Origin of the sequence: Halobaculum sp. CBA1158 (genome assembly GCF_021431925.1) — an archaeon.
Lineage (GTDB): Archaea > Halobacteriota > Halobacteria > Halobacteriales > Haloferacaceae > Halobaculum.
The window spans coordinates 1,930,005-1,949,174 of sequence record NZ_CP090371.1 but is presented as its reverse complement, the minus strand read 5'-3'; the positions used below and the strand labels follow the sequence as shown (position 1 = coordinate 1,949,174).

At 65.9% G+C, this 19,170-nt stretch carries 19 protein-coding genes; 1 reads left to right on the top strand and 18 read right to left on the bottom strand.

Features of this window, described 5'->3' with window-relative positions; genetic code table 11:
* Positions 1-55: 55 nt before the first annotated feature.
* Genes Hbl1158_RS10200 through Hbl1158_RS10190 form a run of 3 tightly spaced genes read right to left on the bottom strand, consistent with a single transcriptional unit; the run spans position 56 to position 6,039 of the window.
* Complete coding sequence (locus Hbl1158_RS10200; protein WP_234297141.1) at positions 56-4,513, bottom strand: hypothetical protein; 4,458 nt, start codon at positions 4,511-4,513, stop codon at positions 56-58.
* Positions 4,514-5,665: a hypothetical protein gene (locus Hbl1158_RS10195; protein ID WP_234297140.1), complete on the bottom strand. Its 1,152-nt coding sequence runs from the start codon at positions 5,663-5,665 to the stop codon at positions 4,514-4,516.
* Between the two features lie 5 nt (positions 5,666-5,670).
* Positions 5,671-6,039, bottom strand: a complete 369-nt coding sequence (locus Hbl1158_RS10190; RefSeq protein WP_234297139.1) for a hypothetical protein — start codon at positions 6,037-6,039, stop codon at positions 5,671-5,673.
* A 264-nt stretch (positions 6,040-6,303) separates the two neighbouring features.
* Here Hbl1158_RS10190 and Hbl1158_RS10185 point away from each other — a divergent pair, with 264 nt between their 5' ends.
* Positions 6,304-6,690 (top strand): hypothetical protein, encoded by a 387-nt coding sequence (locus tag Hbl1158_RS10185; protein ID WP_234297138.1) that lies wholly within the window; start codon positions 6,304-6,306, stop codon positions 6,688-6,690.
* Here the strand turns inward: Hbl1158_RS10185 and Hbl1158_RS10180 are convergent.
* Genes Hbl1158_RS10180 through Hbl1158_RS10110 form a run of 15 tightly spaced genes read right to left on the bottom strand, consistent with a single transcriptional unit; the run spans position 6,687 to position 19,168 of the window.
* Positions 6,687-7,736, bottom strand: coding sequence for a hypothetical protein (locus Hbl1158_RS10180; RefSeq protein ID WP_234297137.1), 1,050 nt, complete (start codon positions 7,734-7,736; stop codon positions 6,687-6,689). The two genes, Hbl1158_RS10185 and Hbl1158_RS10180, sit on opposite strands and share 4 nt — an antisense overlap.
* Position 7,737: 1 nt before the next feature.
* Entirely contained in the window at positions 7,738-7,899 is a 162-nt protein-coding gene (locus Hbl1158_RS10175; protein ID WP_234297136.1) for a hypothetical protein, read from the bottom strand.
* Positions 7,890-8,534 carry a hypothetical protein gene (locus tag Hbl1158_RS10170; RefSeq protein WP_234297135.1) on the bottom strand — a complete coding sequence of 215 codons (645 nt, stop codon included), beginning with the start codon at positions 8,532-8,534 and terminating at the stop codon, positions 7,890-7,892. The genes Hbl1158_RS10175 and Hbl1158_RS10170 overlap by 10 nt, the downstream gene beginning before the upstream one ends.
* Positions 8,535-8,538: 4 nt before the next feature.
* Positions 8,539-9,498, bottom strand: coding sequence for a hypothetical protein (locus tag Hbl1158_RS10165; protein WP_234297134.1), 960 nt, complete (start codon positions 9,496-9,498; stop codon positions 8,539-8,541).
* A gap of 21 nt (positions 9,499-9,519) precedes the next feature.
* Positions 9,520-9,780, bottom strand: a complete 261-nt coding sequence (locus tag Hbl1158_RS10160) for a hypothetical protein (RefSeq protein ID WP_234297133.1) — start codon at positions 9,778-9,780, stop codon at positions 9,520-9,522.
* Positions 9,777-10,289 carry a hypothetical protein gene (locus Hbl1158_RS10155; RefSeq protein ID WP_234297132.1) on the bottom strand — a complete coding sequence of 171 codons (513 nt, stop codon included), beginning with the start codon at positions 10,287-10,289 and terminating at the stop codon, positions 9,777-9,779. The genes Hbl1158_RS10160 and Hbl1158_RS10155 overlap by 4 nt, the downstream gene beginning before the upstream one ends.
* Positions 10,286-10,732, bottom strand: a complete 447-nt coding sequence (locus tag Hbl1158_RS10150; protein WP_234297131.1) for a hypothetical protein — start codon at positions 10,730-10,732, stop codon at positions 10,286-10,288. The genes Hbl1158_RS10155 and Hbl1158_RS10150 overlap by 4 nt, the downstream gene beginning before the upstream one ends.
* A gap of 9 nt (positions 10,733-10,741) precedes the next feature.
* Positions 10,742-11,653 (bottom strand): hypothetical protein, encoded by a 912-nt coding sequence (locus Hbl1158_RS10145; RefSeq protein WP_234297130.1) that lies wholly within the window; start codon positions 11,651-11,653, stop codon positions 10,742-10,744.
* Between the two features lies 1 nt (position 11,654).
* Entirely contained in the window at positions 11,655-11,825 is a 171-nt protein-coding gene (locus Hbl1158_RS10140; protein WP_234297129.1) for a hypothetical protein, read from the bottom strand.
* Between the two features lie 3 nt (positions 11,826-11,828).
* Complete coding sequence (locus tag Hbl1158_RS10135; protein ID WP_234297128.1) at positions 11,829-12,443, bottom strand: hypothetical protein; 615 nt, start codon at positions 12,441-12,443, stop codon at positions 11,829-11,831.
* A 4-nt stretch (positions 12,444-12,447) separates the two neighbouring features.
* Positions 12,448-13,674 (bottom strand): hypothetical protein, encoded by a 1,227-nt coding sequence (locus Hbl1158_RS10130; protein ID WP_234297127.1) that lies wholly within the window; start codon positions 13,672-13,674, stop codon positions 12,448-12,450.
* Complete coding sequence (locus tag Hbl1158_RS10125) at positions 13,674-14,987, bottom strand: hypothetical protein (RefSeq protein WP_234297126.1); 1,314 nt, start codon at positions 14,985-14,987, stop codon at positions 13,674-13,676. The genes Hbl1158_RS10130 and Hbl1158_RS10125 overlap by 1 nt, the downstream gene beginning before the upstream one ends.
* Positions 14,988-15,001: 14 nt before the next feature.
* Positions 15,002-17,224, bottom strand: coding sequence for a heavy metal-binding domain-containing protein (locus Hbl1158_RS10120; protein WP_234297125.1), 2,223 nt, complete (start codon positions 17,222-17,224; stop codon positions 15,002-15,004).
* A 7-nt stretch (positions 17,225-17,231) separates the two neighbouring features.
* Positions 17,232-18,602 (bottom strand): phage terminase large subunit, encoded by a 1,371-nt coding sequence (locus tag Hbl1158_RS10115; protein ID WP_234297124.1) that lies wholly within the window; start codon positions 18,600-18,602, stop codon positions 17,232-17,234.
* Between the two features lie 2 nt (positions 18,603-18,604).
* Positions 18,605-19,168 carry a helix-hairpin-helix domain-containing protein gene (locus Hbl1158_RS10110; protein WP_234297123.1) on the bottom strand — a complete coding sequence of 188 codons (564 nt, stop codon included), beginning with the start codon at positions 19,166-19,168 and terminating at the stop codon, positions 18,605-18,607.
* Positions 19,169-19,170: the final 2 nt, after the last annotated feature.

Here is a 19,170-nt window from a genome sequence, read left to right as displayed (position 1 = left end):
GGTCATCGCGACCGTCGCCACAAGTGGTCGTAATGGACGCCGTCTGGCGATCTGCTCACACCACGTCGGCGAGGTTGTCGATATCCTCGCGCACGTCGGCGATGATCTCTTCGACGGTGCGCCGGTTCGCCAGCCGATACCGGCGCTCGTCGCCCGCGCCGTCGTCGACGCCGCGCACCTCTTGGGGTCCGGGCGGCAGTCGGGGATGCGAGAGCGCCTCGACGAGCGGCACGTCCGGCCGCGACTCCAACAGCGTGATCTCGGCCTCGACCTGCGCCTCCTGCACGTCCTTCAGAACGCTGAGCGCCAGCTGGTCGCACTCGCGGCCGGAGGTCGCACCGGGGATCGCCTGCTCGGTGGTGCGCGCCTCGCTGGCGTCGACGCCGGCGGTCGTCGCCTCGCCCCGGAAGCGCCAGTCGTAGTCGGCGGCGTAGGTCGCCCCCGTCTCGAGTTGGGAGTTGGGGAGGATCTCGATGCCGCCGATGTCCCACTCGATGCGGTAGTCGTCGCCGCGCTCGAACACCTCGCCCGTGTCGGGATCGTAGATACGCTCGCTCCCCGGCACCACCCACGAGTCACCCAGCCCGACGAGCGTCCCGACTGCGTCGACAGACCACTCGACATCGGTGGCGCGTGTCGACCGACCAAAGACGACCACGCGGTCGTAGGCCGTCTCCAGCGTGGTGCGACGCTCCAGCCGGGTGACGGGCTGCGTCGAGGCGCGCGTCCGCTGGCCGATCTGCGTCCACTCGATGATGTAGCCCTCCGGATCGTCGGCAGGCGCGTCGGGATCGCGGCGCACCTCCCACACCATGCGGCCGTCCTGCGCCAGGTCCGCGAGCACGCGCCCGAGGCGGTCGCGATAGCTCGCGTCGAAGGTGACGGGCGTGTCCTCCAGGCTGGCGCGCACCTCCAGATCATCGACGGACTGCCCTGCGTCGCCTTGCGCCGGCGACGTGGTCGGGTCGCTGGCGTACCGCGAGAGCGTCACCCGAGCGCGGATCTGGTTCGAGGCAGATGCGAACTCTCCCGACACGGTCTCGCTGTTCGCAGTCTCGATCCACGTTTCGCCCTCGTCGTTCGAGATGGCGACCGCTTGGCTGCCCGCGGTCGAGGACATCGCGACCTCGAGCTCGCCGGCGACGACCTGCTCGATCGAGGCGATATCGTCGAGGACGACATCGGTCTCGGCGGGGTACTGCTCGGGCCCTTGGACGACGCCGTCGACGGGCGTGTCGTCGAAGGTGTAGCTCTCGCGATCGTCGCGAACGTGGGCGACGTCGGCGTAGATCGTCCCCGAGCCCGCGGCCGTGCACTCCAGCGTCACCGAATAGATGCCGGGCGAGATCGTCGACGACGAATTGAGCTCGAACCCGACGCCCCAGTCGAGATCGAAGCGGTCGGCGTCAGTCCCGAGCGTGTCTGCGCCGACCGTGTCGACGACGTCGCCGTCCAGGCGAACCTCGTAGGCCGGGTTGCCGTCGACGACGGCGTCCAGGAAGCGGACTTCAAACTCGCCCGGTGGGATCTCGTGGTCGACGCTGATGTCGACCGTGAAGCCGTCGCCCGGGTCCGAGAGCGCGACACACCGGTTGCCCGACCACGCGCCGTCGTTACCGTCGGCGTCGGCGAAGCGCTGGGTCCCCGTGAAGTCGGTGTCCTCCACCTCGCGGAACCACCCTGTCTGCTCTTGGATCGCGCCGTCGATCTGGTTGACGTCCACCGGGTCCGTCGCCGTCGGTGGGTCGAGCAGCTCGTCGGCGATCGAGGCTCCCGACACCGCCAGCATGAGCACGTCAGCGCGCTTGTCCGTCGCCGGGTCGTCGACGTTGCGCTCGTAGGGCGTGTACTCGTCGATGATGTCGCGCGCGGCGAGGTGGGTCTCCTGTTGGTCGATCTGGATGTCGTCGGTGTACTCGTCGAGCGCCTGCGCGCCGGTCGCCTCCAGCGTCGTCGTCGCCGTCTCGCCGCCCACGGTATCGGTGACGCCCTCGAGCGTGTCGATCGGGAGTTGATGGCCGTCGAGCCACACGCGCATCGGCTCGCCCTCCAGATCCTCCCAACCGTCCCGCTGCGGGACCGTTATCGAGACGGTGGGGCGCTGGTTGACCTGGGGCGTCCACTCGTCATCGAGGACCGTCGGCGTCAGGGTGCGCCCGTCGGGGTGATCGACCTCGACGTACGGCCCCGTCGCCGGCACCGGAGCCGTTTGGACGCGCGCCGTGTCCGTCGTGGCTTGGTCGACGTTGCTCAGGGCCGAGGTGTCGTCGGTGTACGGGCGGATCCGGTAGTCGTAGGTCGTGCCCGGCAGGACGCCGTCGTCGGTGTAGGACTCGGCATCGACGCCCGCGTCGTCGATCGGCTGCCAGTCCGTGACCGAACCGTCCGCGAGCACCTCGCGCCGCTGGACCTCCTGGCCGATCTCGTTGTCCGCGTTGTCGATCCACTCGAGGAGGACCTCGGTCCGCCCTTGCGCGGTCGCCTGCAGATTCGTGGCTCCCGGGAACTTGGTGACGATACTGACCGCGTCAGTCCACGCGCCGTCGACGTGCTCCGTCTCCGTGCGAGCGCGAATCTCGTACTCTTCGCCGTCCTCCCTGTTGGTGATCGTCGTCGTGAGCGTGTCGTACGCGAGCACCTGCTCGGCCCACCCGACTGCCGTGTCGTCCCACGCTTCCTCGCCCGTCTCGCGCACCTGGATCCGCACGTCGCCGTAGTCGGAGACGGCCGACTCGCGGTCGACAGCGATCTCGTCTTCCACCCCGTTGCCCAGCTGTGGCTGGTCCTCGTCAGGTAGGTCGGTCGTCCGCGCGATCCGGTTGCTCGTCGTGGTCGCGTCGGGATACTCGGTCCTGAGCCTGACGCGATAGCGCTCGCCGTCCAGCAGCGCCGCCGTCGAGCCGGTGATCTCATTCCCGTCGCCGGCCTGGGCGGGGATCTCCTCGCCCGTCTCCGTCCAGGAGTCGCCGACGAGGTCGACGCGCAGCACCTCGATGACGTGGCGGAGCTCCGAGTTGCCCGTGTCGGTGCCCGTGATGTCGATCACGTCGCCGGCAGCCTCGTCGATGACCGCGGTGTCGAGCACGGGCTCGGGCGCAATCGTCGTCGCCGTTGCCGTCCCGCTGGTGGCCTCGGCGTGGTCGGTGCGGCGCGTGACCCGGTAGGAGTATTCGGTCCCGTCGTCGAGACCGGTGTCAGTCCACTCGGTCGCGGACAGGTCCGTGATCGTCGCGACCGCGGACCACGTCGCCCCGCCGTCAGTCGACCGCTCGATGAGGACATCGCCGTCGGTGGCGTTGTCGTTGAGGGAGTAGGTGACCGTGATCTCACGCTGCGTCGAGTCGTCGAGCGAGTCGATCGACGGCGCGGGCAGCGGCGTCGTCCCTTCGGCCTCGTTACTTAGCGCGGAATCAACCCCGCCGCTGTACCGCGCCTGCACTCGGTAAAAGTAGCTCTCGCCATCGGTCGAGTCGATGCTCGCGTCTGTATATGTGGTCGCCGTTGTCGTGGCTATCTCGGTGTAGTCACCAACAGTTGCGCCACTCGTCTCCCCACGGTAGACGGCATACTCGTCTGCATCGCGAGCGCCGTCCCATGCGAGATCGATCTCCGATGACGACTCGTCGGTGACGACAAGCGACGACGGATCGGTCGCGACCGTCTCAGTTGCCGTCCACTCGGACTCGGTCTGGTTCGCGCGTGCCCGCACCCTGAACTCGTGTGTGTTCGTCGACGCTGCCGCCGTGTAGGTGACCGAGGTTGCTGTCGGTGTCGCGACCGTGGTGAACCCACCGCCGTCCTCACTCACCTGGAGTTGGTAGTCGTCGGCCTCGGCGACGCCATCCCAGGACACCTCGATCTCCTCGTCATCGACAACCGTCTGAGACGCCGTCGCCGGCGCGGGCGGAGACGGCAGCCGGAGATGATCGAGATCGTACGCGTTCGTCGTCGATCCGTCCGTTGACTGCGCTTCTGCACCAATCCCGCCAGACGTGTACGTCGTGTCCGTTCCCGAGAACTGAGCTACTTCGGTGCCGCTACCGTCGGTGATCGTGACGATGTGCTCGCCACTCCCTGTTTCTGGAGTATCCCACGCGATCTCGGCCGTGTAGTACGTATCTGCGGACAGCGAGACATCCGACGTTGACGCGAACTCACCGCCGCCGCCGATTGCGGTAAGCGACGCGGTGGATGCCGAGATCAGCAGTCGGTAGGAGTCCGGACGGGTGTTCGTGCCAGCCGTCTCAGACTGACAGGCGTACAGGATCCACAACGATTCGGAGCCGTCTGCGGCCCCCAACTGGAAGTCGACACGGAACCGATCTCCTGCATCAGGGTATGCCGCAAGCCCTGACGTGGACGCGATCGTCTCTCCGTCAGAGTCGTCAGTAACCCCGCGTGCAGCAGTATCTCCGTCCGTCGCCGACGACGTTTGTGTCTCCCATCCCGGAGACCCCTTCGAGCCGCTGAAGCTGTCCAGCCCCGACTCGAAGCTCGTTATCAACTGGACCATCTACCGTCGCACCTCTCCGCTGCGCTTCACGAGCCCAGCCTCGCTCCCGGGCGACTCCACACTCTGAGAGGCAGTCGGCTCCAACAGATCCACCAGCCCGCTGGGCGTGGGCTCGGTGTCGACAGCGCGCGACCACTGCACGCGATCCCAGCCGCGATGCCACCGCCCGTCGACGGTCGCCAACTCGCCCGTCGAAGAGTTTTCGAACACGAGCTGCGCCTGGATGCGAGCGGGCCCGAGATAGACGAGATCCACGTCGACGGGCTCCCAGTCGCTCGCGGGCAGGGCGATGTCGGTCCACGCACCGTCGCCGCCGGCGGCGCTGGCGTCCCACTCCTCGGCGGTGAGGGTGCCCGCGTCCTCGTCGATCGTGACGCGGATGGCGCGCGTCGAGAGGACGAGCGCTCCGCGCGGCTCGCTGCTGGTGGCATACAGCCTGCGCCAGTGGACGACGCCGTCGCTGTCCGTCTTGTCGGCGTGGCCCTCGGTGCTCCAGGCAACGACGTCCCGGTCGCCCTCGGCCTGGTACGCGAGGGAGAACGTGAGTTCCGGCGCGTCAGTCGGGGCAGCGGTGGGATCGTAGCGGTCGACCGCGCCGAACTCCGTCTCGACGGTGTCGACCGGCGTCGCGGGGTCAAGTGAGCCCGAGGTGGCGTCGTACCAGCGCACGAGGGTGGCGCGAGCGCCAACGCCGACGTACGGCTGCTCGGTCGTCGGCGTCGCGATGGTCTGGGAGAGTGCAGCCGGCGACGTGTCGACCGAGCGGAGGTGGGTGCGGCGGGTACCTGCCGGCTCAAGGACGCCGTCGAACCGGTGGATGTTTCCTTCAGTCTGCGGCCTGAACGGCTCCGTCTGCACGTCGCGGAGCGTGTAGTAGCCGTCGGCGTCGCTGGTTTCCTCGGTCGCGTAGAACGGAACGACACCGAACCCGCTGGCGTCGAACAGCTCCTCGATCTCGGTCGCCATCTTCCCCGCGCCATCGCCGTAGTAGTATCCTGTGAGTGCGTACTCGCCAGGCTCTAACGAGATCGGGGTTGCCGTCGCAGCCCCTTCGCCGAGGGGCGACTGCGATTGGGTCTGGCGGCGGATCTGGGTCGATGTTGAGAGTTGACTCCCGTCCGGTACGACGGCCTGGTAGAGTTGTCGTTGCATGGTGATCACTCGGGTGTGTCGCGACGGGACAGCGCCGTTCGGAGGTCGAACGTGTCGACGAGTGTGATCGACCCCGTCAGCGTGTTTTCTCCGACCGGGACGCGCAGCTGCGGCTGCTCGACGAGGATGTCCAATGCCGGCGCTTCGTCGCCGTACTGCCCCCACCGAAGCGTCCCCGGGGCCAGCGAATCGGGTGTCCCAGCGCGCCAGTAGCGCATCAACACCGACTGCATCGCGACTGCCGATTCAGAGGCCGACGCATCCGCCAGCTCGTTCGCCGACCCGTCGCCCCAGTTCGGCGTCGATCCGTCTGGGAGTGTCGTCGTCGCCTGGATCGCGAACGCGATCTGGGTGGCGTGTTCTCCACCGCCCAAATCGACGTTAATCCCTGCGCGAGTCGTTGCGTCGTCGTCGACGTATTTCGATAACAGACCGGTGAGCGAGGACGCCTGATTCTCGGCGAGGAATCCAGTACGGCCGACTTCTTCGACGAACGCCGATCCGTTTTCCCCACCCGGGAATTGGAATCGGCCTTCGCGTTGCTGTCCCGCTACGTTTGCTTCGAGGATTACTTCGGGAACTTCTATCATGGTCTCTCTGGGGGAATTGTTTTACTCGGTCGGTGAGGCGTGGAACGTATGGGTCCGCTTCAGCGAGTGCCGGAGTCCGTCCGGCCGACATCGTGGAAAACAGTCCTTGCCGCCCTCCCACCGGCAGCTATCACGGGTTTGATTTTGGTGGTGTATCTGAACACCAGGCCACCTATCACGTGGATCGTGTTGGGCACTATCGCGATCGTCTGCGTCATCTACCTGAGCGGCGAGCCGAGTGCATCCGCGTCATTCGGGCTCGGAGCGTATCTCGTTGCCGTGGCTCTGGTGTTCGCCCCGATCGGGCTGATATTCGGCCCTGGCTTCGATGCGTTCTCGGGGACATCCATCGTGATACTCTCCGTGCTCGCGCTGTTTGGTGCTGGAGGGTGTGCTGGGATTGGCCTGCTGTCTCGACAGATCTCCGCGCGTTAGTCCGTTCCGAGCTTGATCTGTTTTTCGAGTTCGGAGATGGCTTTGTTGATCAGCTCCTCGTTGTTCTGTCCGACGTTGACCTCGATGCCGCCGATGCCGACGCGCCCGTCGACGCCGCTGGACTGGGTGGGGTCGGCGTTGTTGGGGACGAAGTAGCCACCGGAGTCGCTCTGCCGCTCAGATGACTGGCTGTCACCGCCCAGGATCCGCAACGCCCGCGAGAGCCACGGTGGCTCCTCGAACTCAGGCCAGTCGACCGTGCTCGCGAGATCGGGATACTCGGGGAAGTCCACACTCTCCGACAGCTCCGGGAGCTCGGGCCAGTCGGTCGCGCTCGCGAGGTCGGGGAGTTCGGGCCACGACCACTCTCGCATCCACTCAGGCTGGTCCGTAAACGAGATGTCTGGGATGCCTCCAGTCTCGGTCCCCCAGTCGACTTTGAGGTCGGGGACCTCCTCAAGCAACTCGGATGTCGACTTATCGGTTCCACGGATGCCCGTATCCGAGTAGGGGCCGTTTGCGACCGCGCCGCTGAAGTCGAACGTCGCGCTTGAGCGATCCTCGCCCATCTGCAACGGGTTGTTCCCACCACCGACCGGGCCGTCGGTCTGTGATGCGGCGTATCCGGAGAGGGCCAGCGCACCACCGCCGATGCCGAGCGCGCCGCCAAGCACTCCGAGACCACCGACACCGGTAGCCGCGAGTGTCCCTTTCGCCGCTGCCGCCGCCCCTGCGCCACCACCGTCGTCCGTGGCAGCATCCTTCTGGAGCGTTCGCCGGATCGACGTGAGCTCCTTCAGCATCGCCTTCGAGACGTTCGTCGACGACCGCCCTTGCTGTCGCTGGCCACCGACGATACCCGATCCGACCCCAGGGACGCGGTCGAGCAGCCCTTCGACCTGCCGGCGGGCTGTTGAGAGATCGAGAGACGGTGTCAGTTCGGTTGCACGGTTGAACGCCTGCTCCATCCGACCGGTTTCGCGTTCGAGCGCGCGGCCGTCTGTTTCCGGGACGACGGTTCCTTTGAGTTCGTAGTCGCTTGGCATGTCAGTTGGTTGGTGCGGTGACGCCGTTCGCGAGCGCCTCTTCGGTCATCACCGTGTCGCGGTTATCCAGATACGTGATCGCGTCGACGAGTAAGAGCTCGTGCGGCGGGGCGACGTGGTGCATGAGGATCGCGGTCTCGCGCTCCTGTTGTTCTACTCCCACAGCGAAAAATCGCGGGCAGTAGTCTCACCTCGCGAGTTGTAGGCGTTCACCTTCTCCGCGAGCCAGGAGCCAACCGGCGCGTCGAGCTGCTTGGGGTCGCTTGGTGCACCGGACGGTGTCTCCACGAGCGCTTCCTCGATCATCATCAAGTCGTACGCACCGACCTTTGTCCGCGGATCATCGCCACCGCTGTTGACGGTCCGCGTTCGGAGTTTGTCGTTCACACGGTTGCGAGCGCCGTAGGCGAGCTGCTGGATGCGGAACTCGGCGTTGAGATCTTCGACCGGGATCTCCTCGAGTGCTGAATCCAACTCGTCGAGGCTGCGGTCGGCTCGGTTCGGAAGCGAATGCCCCTCCCACTCGGCGATCGAGCGCTCGATCCGCGCGATCGCGAACCGCCACTCGCGGATATCTTCGCACGCCTCGGCGTAGTCTGCCTCCAGGTCGGTCGCTTCTTGGCGTGTGATCGTATCTGGATCGTCTGCTGTGTCGTCGGCCTCGTCGACGACGGTGAGGCGCTCGGACTTCGCCTCCAGGTCGTCGCGACGGGCGCGGGCTGCGTTCAGTTGCTCGCGCAGATCGTCGAGTCGGTCGTGTAGGTCGATGACAGTCGTGGGGGTGTTGGTCTCGGGCATGCTATTACACCGCCGTGGCGTTGCCGTTGGTCGCATCGACGACGACGTCGCCGATGATCCGATTCAGCGTCTGTTCAAGTGCGGCGTCGGAGTCACCAGCGCCGTCCTCACTCCGGCTCTCGGGGAATGTGAGCGAGCAGCCGAACTCGATCTCGTTAGTCGCGCTCCCCGTTTCGCCGTTGTCGAACGGAAGCGTGAGGGGCTTGGTCGATGGCGTTCCGACGGATCCGGACGCGCCGTAGACGTCGTCGAGGGTCGGCGACGGGTCGTCTTCGACCTTCGTGTAGTCGATCGTCGGCTCGAACGCGCCGACGAAGTAGTCGATCGAGGTCCGCTGCCCGAACCCGTCGTACGGCCGTGTGTTCGCCGACAGAGACAGCGACGCGTCCCGGACGATCTTCTCCTCGGTGCCGTCGAGCGACAGGGTCGCGTGCTCGTACCCGAGCACACTCTTCGAGATTTCCGCCTGCGACGTGAGCGACGCTGGCGTGTCGTAACCGTCGTCGACGAAGAACCCCTCCATCGTCACACGCGCGGTGTCCTCGTCGACGGTCGGATCGACGGTGACGTTCTGGGCGATGCACCCTGCCACCCCACGCTCGACACCCGCGCCTTCGTATCCTTCGAGCAGTTGGAACGGCTCGGGGTCACCGTCGTACGTGTGCGTGTAGGTCCCGTCGCCGTTGTCGACTGTCGTCGGTGACCCGAGGATCGCTCGGAGGAACCACGGTGACGTGAGGTCAAACGAGATCGCCCACGCCCCCTCGAAGGTTCCAGGCTTGATGTCGAACGCACGGTTCGACGCCGGGAGATAGATCCGAGTGCCGTTGTTCGTGACCTCGTTCGTGTCCATGACGGCGTTGCCGCCAGGGACGAACGGGTCAGCATCCGCCTCGGCCCCGTCGGCGAGGGCGGACTCCCACTGCATGTTGATGATGACGTCGCTACCGGTTGTGACTGGCATGAGTACTCGCTCGTGTGTTGGCTACAGGTCGCAGGTCGGGCAGATCGGGCCGCCCATCCCATCGACGAGCTCGTCACCGCAGTCGTCGCAGCGACTCTCGTCGGGCTCTTCCTCGCCGCCCGCAGCGCCAGTTTCGAGTGCCGCGAGGTACGTCCCGCTGGCGCTGTGGACGATCTTCATCGCCGTCCGAAACCCCTCACGGAACCCCTCGCGACGCTCATCGGAGACGTCGGCGTCGTCCATGAGTTCCGAAACATCCGGACCTGGTGAGTCGTCGCTCATGTGCTCGTGTCGATCGGGTTCGCGATGCTCGTCAGCTCGACACGGATGTCAGCCCGAAAGTTACCCTGGCCGACGTTGTCGCTGGTGTCGACGGCCTCCGGGGCGGTGACGATGTCCCATTCCTTCGATCCACGGCGGATCTCGAGGAGCAGTCGCCGGCACTCGCCGACGAGTCCGCCCCAACGCTCCTCGTCGTTGTTCTCGTCGCGGACGCCCCATAGCCGCTCGTAGCCGTCGATGCGGTCGCCGGTGTCGTCGTCGCGCCGGTTTTTCGTCCGCAGCTCGATTACTACCGAGGAGTCTGCGTCCTCTTCAGAGTAGTAGAACCCGCCGGCCGCGTAGTCGGTGTCGGTTCCGCCGACCTCGAGTAGGTCCGTCGTCCCAAGCATCCGCTTCGTGTTTTCGTGCTCGCGTTCGATGCTCGGCTTCGGGACCGGCTGGATCCGGCCCGTGATGTCGGTCTGCCAGTTGGCATCGAGATACGCAAGCAGGTACTGGGTCGCGGTCATGATTGGTCCTCCGCCCACCGCTGGGCACGAGTCCGAGGCCTACCCGAAACGAACCGGAGTGCTGGGGTGCCGGGGTGCTGCACCTCTTTAAAGAACACCGTGGGGAAGGTGTCCTCGAACATTTGCTGGACGTCGGCCGGGGCGTCGGGCCACTCGAACGCGAGGAACTCTCCTCGCTTCGCACGGATTTCGTGTGGCTTCGTGCCATCATGGAAAAACGGCGATGCGAGGTGCGTGTAGTAGAAGCTGTAGCCGGTGCCGTCGCGCTCGGGGGGAATACCGGACTGGACGACTGGGAACACTTCGTAGTCGAGGGTGTCGCCGGCGTCCTGGAGGCTCTCTTGGCTGTAGGAGAACCACCGGTTCGCCACCTCGCGGGCGATCTCGTCGGAGAGCTCTCCAGCCGCCGCCGAGAGTTCCGTGGTGTCGATGTCGAACCCCATCCGGTCACCTCATAGCTTCCGCACACCGCTGTGCTTCGCGAGTGCCTGATCGTACTCGTCCTCCCACGCCTCGGTCTTCTTCACGCCGCCGAGGTTGCTCGAGGCCTCGGGGAGCTCGTCGACCCAGTCGTCGTACCGGAGCAGCTCCTCGGCCACCTTCCCGGCGATCGCGTCGCGGACAGTCTCCGGGCAGTAGTGGACGGCGTCGCCGGCGTCGTGGGCGGCCGGGGTTGTCGCGCGGACGCCGCGCTCGACCGTGAGCTCATCCGCGTCGTGGTCGACCGACTCGATCCGGACGTACTCGTCGTTCGCGACGAGCAACAACCCCGTCGACGGCAGGCGACCGGCGGTCTCGACTGACAGCGTCGTCGTCGAGTCGGTCGCGCTGCTCGCGAGCGTCGTCTGGCCTCCCTCGGAGCGGTCGCCACCGAGCGCGCCGTAACGATACGACGTCCGTAGGTAGCGGTCGTCAGGTGCGCCCCACCAGATGAGCTGACGGAGCCATTGCCAGATCTTCACCGCACCGTCGCGGTGGTTGAGGCTGTATTTGCTGCCAGCGTACGGCGTGATGTCTCGCCAGGAGTCTTTCCCCGTACGGACTTCGAACACATCGCCCGTGCTCGGATCGAGTGGGATGATGTTGTCGTGGTCGAGCGACACGCGGATCGGACGGCTCCCCCGTCCGGCGTTGCGTGCGTCCTGGTACTCGTAGGTCGCCGGCATCCCAGGTGACCCGACGCGGAGTTCGCGAAGAGCGCGCCCAGTCTTGTCGTCGAAGTCCGAGGAGACGGCGTCGATCCGCGCCTGGATCTGCGCCAGGTCGGAGTAGCCGATGTAGTCGTCCGACTCGATCGCCGACTCGGTGAGCTGCGGGTTGAACTTCCGCAGCACGTCGACGACGTGGCAGTACTGGGCGAGCATCTTACGCCGTGTACCAGATGATCACGAGCGCCCGACGACGGGTCAGCCGCGTCAGGTCGGTGTGATCGATGCTGGTGACTGCGTTGTTCGCGAGCCAGTCCGATAGCGCCGTCTGAACGGCCGCCTCGTCGGTGTGGTCATCGAGGTAGATCGTGTCGACGGAGTCGGTCACGCGTTACCCCTCCAGTTCGTCGGCGACGTTGTCAGGCGGCTGTTCGGCGAGCCACGCGGCGAACTCTCGCTTCTTCGACTGTAGCGAGATCTCGTCTGTCGACTCCCGCAGCGCTTCGGCGGCGTCCTTCAGCTCTCCGCGGCTGTACTCGTCGACGAGTTCGTCGACGCGGTCTGGCCCGTCGTCCTCGGCGTCGGCCTCGTCGTCGTCGACGCCGGCGACGGCACGAAGCTCCTTGCGGTTGGCCTCCTCGGAACGCCCTTGCCACTCGAAGTCCAGCGCCCTCTCCAGGCGGTCGCGGACTTCGGTGTTGAGCGCGTCGCCGAAGACGTTGCTCGGCAGGTAGTTCTGCGCGAGCAGCGCCTCGGCGATGTCCTCCGGCGCGTAGGAGACCTCGACGTCCTCGCGCGCCTCCAGGTAGCCGAGCCCCTCGTCGCGGACGAACGCGACATAGGTAGTACCGCCGTTGAGCGGTGCCGTCGACGGCCAGTACCCCTGCGACACGAGTGCGCCCGTCGCGATAGACGAGCGATCGCCGACATACTCGAGCGTGATGAGCTCCAGGTCGACCTCGCCAGCAGCCGCTCGCTCCAGGTCGGAGTCGTTGACCAGGATCATCGGATCACTCCGACAGGTCCCGGAGCTTGCCCTGTGCACCGAAGTCGCGGCAGACGACCTCGTGGTACATCAGGTACAGCACCTTGTTCTTGAACTCCCCGATGGACAGGAAGCCCTGGTCCTGGCCCTGGCCAGCCGACTCGACGTACGGTGCCATGTAGTTCTCGATGCCGATCTTCGGGCCGTAGTTGACACCGTTGACGACCTTGTCGCTAAAGTCGAACACGTAGATCCGCGAGAGCGTGTCCGACGGCATCGACTCGACCGGCAGCATCGGGATCCCGTCCCACGTCGAGACGCGAGTGTTGACATCCTGCCCGAGACGCGACTCGCCGCTGTCACCCGCGCTCTCGCGGGAGCCGGGCGTCGATCCGACCTCGGCGTAGACCTCGTCGTTCTTCAGATCGCCGAGCACGCGGAGCGTGTCGCGACCAGAGACGATGACCGCGTTCTCGCGAACGGCCGTCCCGTTCTCGAAGTACGCATCCAGGAAGTCGTCGAACAGCGACGCCGTGAGTTGGCGGTCCCCACTCGCAGCGTTGTGGTCGACGTACGCGTCAGCCCACGACCCAACCGCAGAGCGGTCGATGTCGTAGACGTCGAGGTCGCCGTCAGTCAGGGCGTTGTCGGCCGTGTCCTGTGCGTTCGCCTCTTCGTCGGCGCTTGCGACGACGCGGTCGATCGATGTGATGTTGTTCTCGTCCGCGTAGGCGGTCCCGCCACTCGATACGGGAGCGGTCAGGTTGTCACGCTCGATCGAGCGCTCAAGGTAGTCCTCAGAGAGGATGTCGAGTTCGTCGAGGCCGAGGCCGTCCTGCAGCTGTGCGTTGATCTCCTGCAGGACCGTCGACTCCATGACGAGCGGCGACCGCTTCGGCGTCGCCGAGACTTCTTCGACGTCGTACGTCTGTGCGGTCGGGATCGCCCCTCCCTCGCCGACATCATCGACCGTCGGAGGGTTGTGCGCGACGCGGAAGGTCTTCGGTCGAGGGTCGTCGATGCTCGTCGAAGCCGAGGTCGCGTCGATCTTCGGCATCGCGCCGAAGAGGTTCGTCTTCAGGTTGACCTGGTTCCACAGCGCTTCGCCGTAGACGTCGTTGTTGATCCCGTCGACGCCGCTGTCGAAGGTCGCCTTCGACTCCAGCGCGCCGTCGAAGAACGCCGCGCTCAGGTCACCGAACTTGTTCCCGCTGTAGTAGCCACTCGGTAGGTAGGTGTGTCGTGCGGACATCAGTTGCTCCCCTGCCGTTCCCGGCTCTCGGAGATCTGATCAGAAAGGCTGTTTCCACCGTCGCCCGATGGCGAGGGGGTCTGTCCCGTCTCCAGCTTCGACTCGACGGTCTCGGAGACGTCGTCGACGAAGTCACCGAGGACGCTCTTGAACTCCTCCGCCTGCTCGTCGAGCTTGGCGTCGAGTTCGTCTTCGGTGACGACGCCCTTCTCGTCCAGCTTCGCCTCGATGTCCTCCTCGGACAACCCGGTCGTCTCAGGCTCGTCGGTGCCCTTCATTTCACCGTCTTCGGGGTCATCGTCGTCTGGGTCGTCATCGTCGTCGGGCGTCTCGCCCTCCTGGAGCATCGCCATCGCCTCGTCGACGGAGATATCCATCATCTCCGCCATCGCCGTGGCGACGGCCTCAGCGTCCATCTTCTCTTCTGCCGGCTCGTCCTCGTCGGGGTCGTCGCCAGCGCCGTCCTTGATCTCCGCAGGATCGTCGTTGTCGCTCGGTGCGTCGGTGTCAGTATCGGCCTCTTCCTGGAGCTCCTTGCCCTTCTGCTCCAGTTCCTTGCCGAGTAGGTCGTCGAAAATTCCCATTGTACGCTCCTCCAGGCCCTCGACCAGCTCGGAGGCAAAGCTGGCGTCATCGGGAGCCGTCGACTCCTCGGGACCGAGCCCAAGCGCCGCCTTGATCTCGGCGACGCCGAACTCACTCCCGGGGTTTTTGATCGTCTCTGCTGTACCCAGCGTCACCGCGTGCAGGTCGCACTCGGTGATCCGGCGGCCCTCTTCGCTACCTTCGGCTTTGTTCCGGCGAACAGTCACGGAGTAACCGTCCAGCTCTCCGGTGAGAGCCTGGATCCGCATCCGCTTGCCGAACTCCGTCTCCCCGTCAATCTGCGCGGGGAGCCACAACTCGGGGCGGCCGTCGTCGTCGGCGTCCTCGACGTGCGCGGTCAGCTCGTCGCCAGCCTCGAACTCGTACGTCTCGTCGCCGACCACGACCGTCCGCTCCTCGGTGAGCTCGTAGGAGCGGAGCGGCCGCCCGACGATGATGTCGCGATGGCCGACGGAGATCACGCCCGGGGCCGACTCGCTCTCGAAGTAGCGATCGAGCGCGCCCTCGAGGGCGTCCATCTCGATGAGCGTCGGGACGTCGTCGATGTCGTGCTGCTCGATCGACGCCTTGCCGTAGATGACGAAGTCGTCGGCCTCCAGGGCGTCCCGGAACTGCTCCGGGAGCGCCTCGGGTGACAGCGTGTTGTCCTCCTTGTGGCCGGCGGTAGGGCCGGGGCTCACGACGCCGAATCTGCTGGTGGTACTCATGTCAGAAATCCTCGTTAGTCGAAGTGCTCCACGTAGGTGTCTCGGCACCCGATGTGGGCTTTGAACTCGCCGCTCGGCCCGTCGACGAAGCGACGGTTCGCCTCCTGGATCAGGCCCTTATACTCGTCGAGCGGCCGGGGCGTGCCGCCGTAGGCTGGGTTAGTCTCCTCGAGCAGCCACCAGCACGCGTCCGACTTGCGATCGTCCGCCGGCCCGACGTGCTTGAACACGCGCTCGTCGAGCTCGCCCTGCTCGCGGTAGCCGACCTCGCGCGCCTTCCGTAGGACGTCGCCGGCCTGGTCACGAGCGAGCGTTTCCGCGTACTCGTGACTGACGCCGAACCGATCCTCGATGTCGGTCGCCAGCGACTCCAGCGACCACCCCTGAGGCTGCGTGAGCTTCTCCTCGAAGAAGTCGATGAGCTCGGCGCGCGCTCGCGACGACAGCTGCTCGAACGACGAGTGGATCGCCCCGGAGTCCAGCGCCTCGCGGACGGCCGTTTCGACGAACTCCGGGATGTCGTCGTCCTCGTCGAAGAACGGTTCGGCCTTGGTCTCCGCGGCGTCAGCGCGGACGATGTGATCCTCTGCCTCACGAAGGACGCGGACAGCCTCGGGCTCGGTGCCGTCACGGGCTTTCGCTTCCCCCGGCGCATCACCGCCGCCATCGGGCGATCCATCGTCACCGAATCCACCGAACCCCGTCGACGACGGCGTCTGTCCAAGCGACGGATCCTGTGCGTTCACGTCTCCGTCGGCGACCTCGACCTCGCCATCCTCGAGGCGTGCGTCGAGGCCGGCCTTGTCCGCCATCGCGGCAGTCTTGATGTTGTCCTGCAGCGAGTCGACGTCCTGATCCTGCCCGGGGACGAACGCGATCATCCAGTCCTCGATCCCGAGGCGCTTCGCGAGCGTATCGAGCCAGCCGGTGACGTAGTCGTGCTGCTGGGAGGCGATCGAGCGGTCAGTTACCTCGATCTGCAGCCCTTCGTTGTTGAGGCCGCCGGCGTCCTCCAGCTCGGAGTCGAAGACGTCGGTGATTCCGAACGCCTGTCGGATGTCGCTCTTGAAGTCCTTCTTCAGATCGCCGTTCTGCCCGAGCAGCTCGTCGGGCATCGTATCGACGATCTGCAGTTCCGGCGTCGACGACGACGTCGGGGAGTACTCGTTCGTGAAGAACGGCGTGTCGTACTCGTCGTCCTTCGCATCCTCGCGCGCTTCCTCGAACACCTGCTCCCACTGGTCCGGGTTCGTCGTGTGGAGGATCCCCATCTGGTTCGGCATCCGCTCGGAGTCGGTGTCGTAGAACGCGCCCGCGTACTCGTCCATGAACTCGAGGATGGCCTGCTTGAGCCAGACGTGGTGTGCCGGCGAGAGGCCGTCGAGCCCGTGAAGCCGCGGGTATGCGTACGGGTACGTGAGGATCTCTTCCTCCAGGTAGTACTTCGACGCGTTGTCTTTCCCGTCTGGCTCGCAGAAGTAGACCTCGCGCAGCGTGGCCGAGCATTTGTCGCAGAACCCCGGCTTGGTGCTGTGGTCGTCGCGGTGGACGGGGCAGATGTACCAATGACCACCGACACGGCCATCCTCGTCGACGACCGGGACGATCTGCTTCGGATCACCCCGGAGCATCTCCTCCGGCTGTTTCGAGACGATCTCGCCGGCGTCGTACATCTGCGACCCGTCGGTCGCGACCGTCCACGAATAGGTCAACACGATGATCGGGACGCCGAACCGCCATTGGTCATCCTCGGCGTACTTCGCGAGTTCACGGAACGACTGCCCCTCCTTGTTGACCGACTCCAACATCTTCTCGAACCGGCGCTTCTCCTCGGGGCTGGGGCGACGGAGCGCATCCTCGCCGGCGTCGCACAGCTCACACTCGTCGACGTCGGACTGGTACTCCGTCTCGCACTCGGTGCACTTGACCGCGAACCGGGGACGGAGCAGCGGGAACTCGTTGCGGAAGAGTTCATCCCGTCGAGTCCGGATCCCATTGGCGATCTCGTAGCCGTTGAGAGACAGCGCCTCCAGAGCGTGCTCGCCGATCCCGGTGAAGATGTTGTTGAACCGGGTCACCGGGCCGCCGCTCTCATCGCGCCCACGCTCGCCCGACGACGGCGTCGGCGTCTCGGTCTGTGTCGAGAGCTTCGACTCGATTTTCTCCCAGACGCTGTTCTTGTCGTATGGCGCGACGAACACCGCGCCGTCGGTCGTGTTATGTCGTTGGAAATCCATCAGTTGGTCACCCCAGGAGGTCGCTCATCGAGCCAGCACGGCTGACGCGGCCGCCGGAGCGCTCGTGAGAGAACAGCGCATATCGGAGCGCGTCCATCGCGTGGTCGTTCTTCTTCTCCGGATCGTCGCCCTGGTCGGCGTCCTTGTACTGGTAGAGGCCGAACTCGTTGCGGACGTTCTGGCAGGCGGCGACGACGCGGAGTTCATCTCGCTTCGAGGCGACCGCCTGGATCCCCGGCGTGACGTCATTCTGCGCGGGGACTGCGTCGAGGCCGGCCCTGCGGAACGTCTCGATGCTCGATGCGTCTGCCGGGTCGCAGTAGACGCGCCCCGTGCCCCATTGGTCGACGATGCGCTCGGCGACGTCCACCTGGTCGTTGACCGTGCACCGGCGCTCGTAGAACTCCTCCAAGACGACCCACTGGTCACCACGGCGACCGAGCGCGAGGACGACGGCTGGGTTGTTGTGACCCCAGTCGACGCCGTAGATCGTTTCGTCGAGCTCGTCCGGTGAGGGGGTCTCGTCGAGGACGTGCGTGTCGCGCTCGAACCACGGGTAGACGAGGCCCTCGAACTTGGTGAACTCACCGCGGACCTCTTGGTCGAAGAAGTCGCCCGAGTACTCGCGCTCCAGGCGCTCGACGTAGTCGTCGGGGTTGTGCGGGTTGACCCACGACGGCACGCCGAACACGCCCCGTGCGTCATTCGCGGTGACGACTTCGTACGGATCCTCGCGGTGGACTGCCTTTCCAGAGTCGTCGTAGAAGCGGTCGTAGACCCAGTTCTTCCCCTTCGGCGTGGTTGTGACGAACGCGTTCCGGTAGTCACCGACGCGGAGACGACCGGCGAGGATCTCCCACGCCCGCTCGGCGATCGCGGCCGCCTCGTCCATCCAGACCCACGCGAGGTTCGGGCCGCGGAGGCGCTGGATCTTGCGGTCGTTGTCAGCCGATTCGAGAATGATGCGCGACCCCGACGGCGTGTGGAGGCCTGGTTGTTCCGAGCCTTTCCCGCGGTATTCCCAGGCGTCGAGGAGGCCGAACTCCCGCATCACAGGGAGGATCGCGTTTTTCATCGCCGGCGACGTCGGCGCGACGATCATCCCGAGCTCGCCCGGGTTCCATCGCTCGGCATTCGCGACGGCGCGGATGATCCCCGCTGCGGTCTTGCCGGCACCGAGCCCGGACACGAACGCGTGCGACTGCGCCGTCGACTCAGTCGGTGCCTCGCCTGCGGGACCGGCGAGGAACTCCTCCTGGGGAGCGACGTCGAGGTCGCCGTGGACGTACGGGCGCAGGGGCTCCGTGTTCCGCCCGCGATCCCACTGCGCGTGGGTCGGTTGCGGGACGGCGTCCTGGCCGACGGTGCTCGTGCTCATGATCAGTCTCGATCGGCGGTGAGGTAGACCTCGACCGTGGATTCGCTGTCCCCGGCGTCGGCGTCGCCCCACGACTCGGGGTAGCGCGACTTCAGCACCGAGAGGAGCGTTCGCGTGTCGCCCTTCTCGCGTGCCGTCTCGATGATGTCGTCGACGAGGCGACTTTCTCCGGCACCGCGTGCGCGTGCGATCCTGTCAGCAAAGTCAGCGTAGACGCCCTCCTCCTGCTCGTCGCCCTTTCGGAGCCAGTCGTAGAACGTCTCGTGACTGATGCCGTTGCACCGGCACGCCGCGCGGATCGACTGGCCGTCCTCGATCATCGAGGCGATCGCCTCCTGGCGCTGGACGTTGAGCTTCGACGGGCGACCCATCTCGGCGACGTTGTCGCCGGCGGCCGCGTTTTCGTACACCTTCTCGGCGGTCTTCTCGCCGAAGCCGTCGACGCGGTCGGCGAGAGCCTCCGGCGATGCGTCGCGGACATCGGCGGGCGTGTCGAAGCCAGCGTCGGTGAGCGCGTCGGCGCGAGCAGGGCCGACTCCAGGGATCTCGGTCAGGTCTTCAGTCATGG

Excerpts from the sequence above, each read along its gene's own strand:
- Hbl1158_RS10200 (WP_234297141.1), bottom strand. The coding sequence starts at position 4,513 with ATGGTCCAGTTGATAACGAGCTTCGAGTCGGGGCTGGACAGCTTCAGC.
- Hbl1158_RS10195 (WP_234297140.1), bottom strand. The coding sequence starts at position 5,665 with ATGCAACGACAACTCTACCAGGCCGTCGTACCGGACGGGAGTCAACTC.
- Hbl1158_RS10185 (WP_234297138.1), top strand. The coding sequence starts at position 6,304 with ATGGGTCCGCTTCAGCGAGTGCCGGAGTCCGTCCGGCCGACATCGTGG.
- Hbl1158_RS10180 (WP_234297137.1), bottom strand. The coding sequence starts at position 7,736 with ATGCCAAGCGACTACGAACTCAAAGGAACCGTCGTCCCGGAAACAGAC.
- Hbl1158_RS10170 (WP_234297135.1), bottom strand. The coding sequence starts at position 8,534 with ATGCCCGAGACCAACACCCCCACGACTGTCATCGACCTACACGACCGA.
- Hbl1158_RS10165 (WP_234297134.1), bottom strand. The coding sequence starts at position 9,498 with ATGCCAGTCACAACCGGTAGCGACGTCATCATCAACATGCAGTGGGAG.
- Hbl1158_RS10160 (WP_234297133.1), bottom strand. The coding sequence starts at position 9,780 with ATGAGCGACGACTCACCAGGTCCGGATGTTTCGGAACTCATGGACGAC.
- Hbl1158_RS10155 (WP_234297132.1), bottom strand. The coding sequence starts at position 10,289 with ATGACCGCGACCCAGTACCTGCTTGCGTATCTCGATGCCAACTGGCAG.
- Hbl1158_RS10150 (WP_234297131.1), bottom strand. The coding sequence starts at position 10,732 with ATGGGGTTCGACATCGACACCACGGAACTCTCGGCGGCGGCTGGAGAG.
- Hbl1158_RS10145 (WP_234297130.1), bottom strand. The coding sequence starts at position 11,653 with ATGCTCGCCCAGTACTGCCACGTCGTCGACGTGCTGCGGAAGTTCAAC.
- Hbl1158_RS10135 (WP_234297128.1), bottom strand. The coding sequence starts at position 12,443 with ATGATCCTGGTCAACGACTCCGACCTGGAGCGAGCGGCTGCTGGCGAG.
- Hbl1158_RS10130 (WP_234297127.1), bottom strand. The coding sequence starts at position 13,674 with ATGTCCGCACGACACACCTACCTACCGAGTGGCTACTACAGCGGGAAC.
- Hbl1158_RS10125 (WP_234297126.1), bottom strand. The coding sequence starts at position 14,987 with ATGAGTACCACCAGCAGATTCGGCGTCGTGAGCCCCGGCCCTACCGCC.
- Hbl1158_RS10120 (WP_234297125.1), bottom strand. The coding sequence starts at position 17,224 with ATGGATTTCCAACGACATAACACGACCGACGGCGCGGTGTTCGTCGCG.
- Hbl1158_RS10115 (WP_234297124.1), bottom strand. The coding sequence starts at position 18,602 with ATGAGCACGAGCACCGTCGGCCAGGACGCCGTCCCGCAACCGACCCAC.
- Hbl1158_RS10110 (WP_234297123.1), bottom strand. The coding sequence starts at position 19,168 with ATGACTGAAGACCTGACCGAGATCCCTGGAGTCGGCCCTGCTCGCGCC.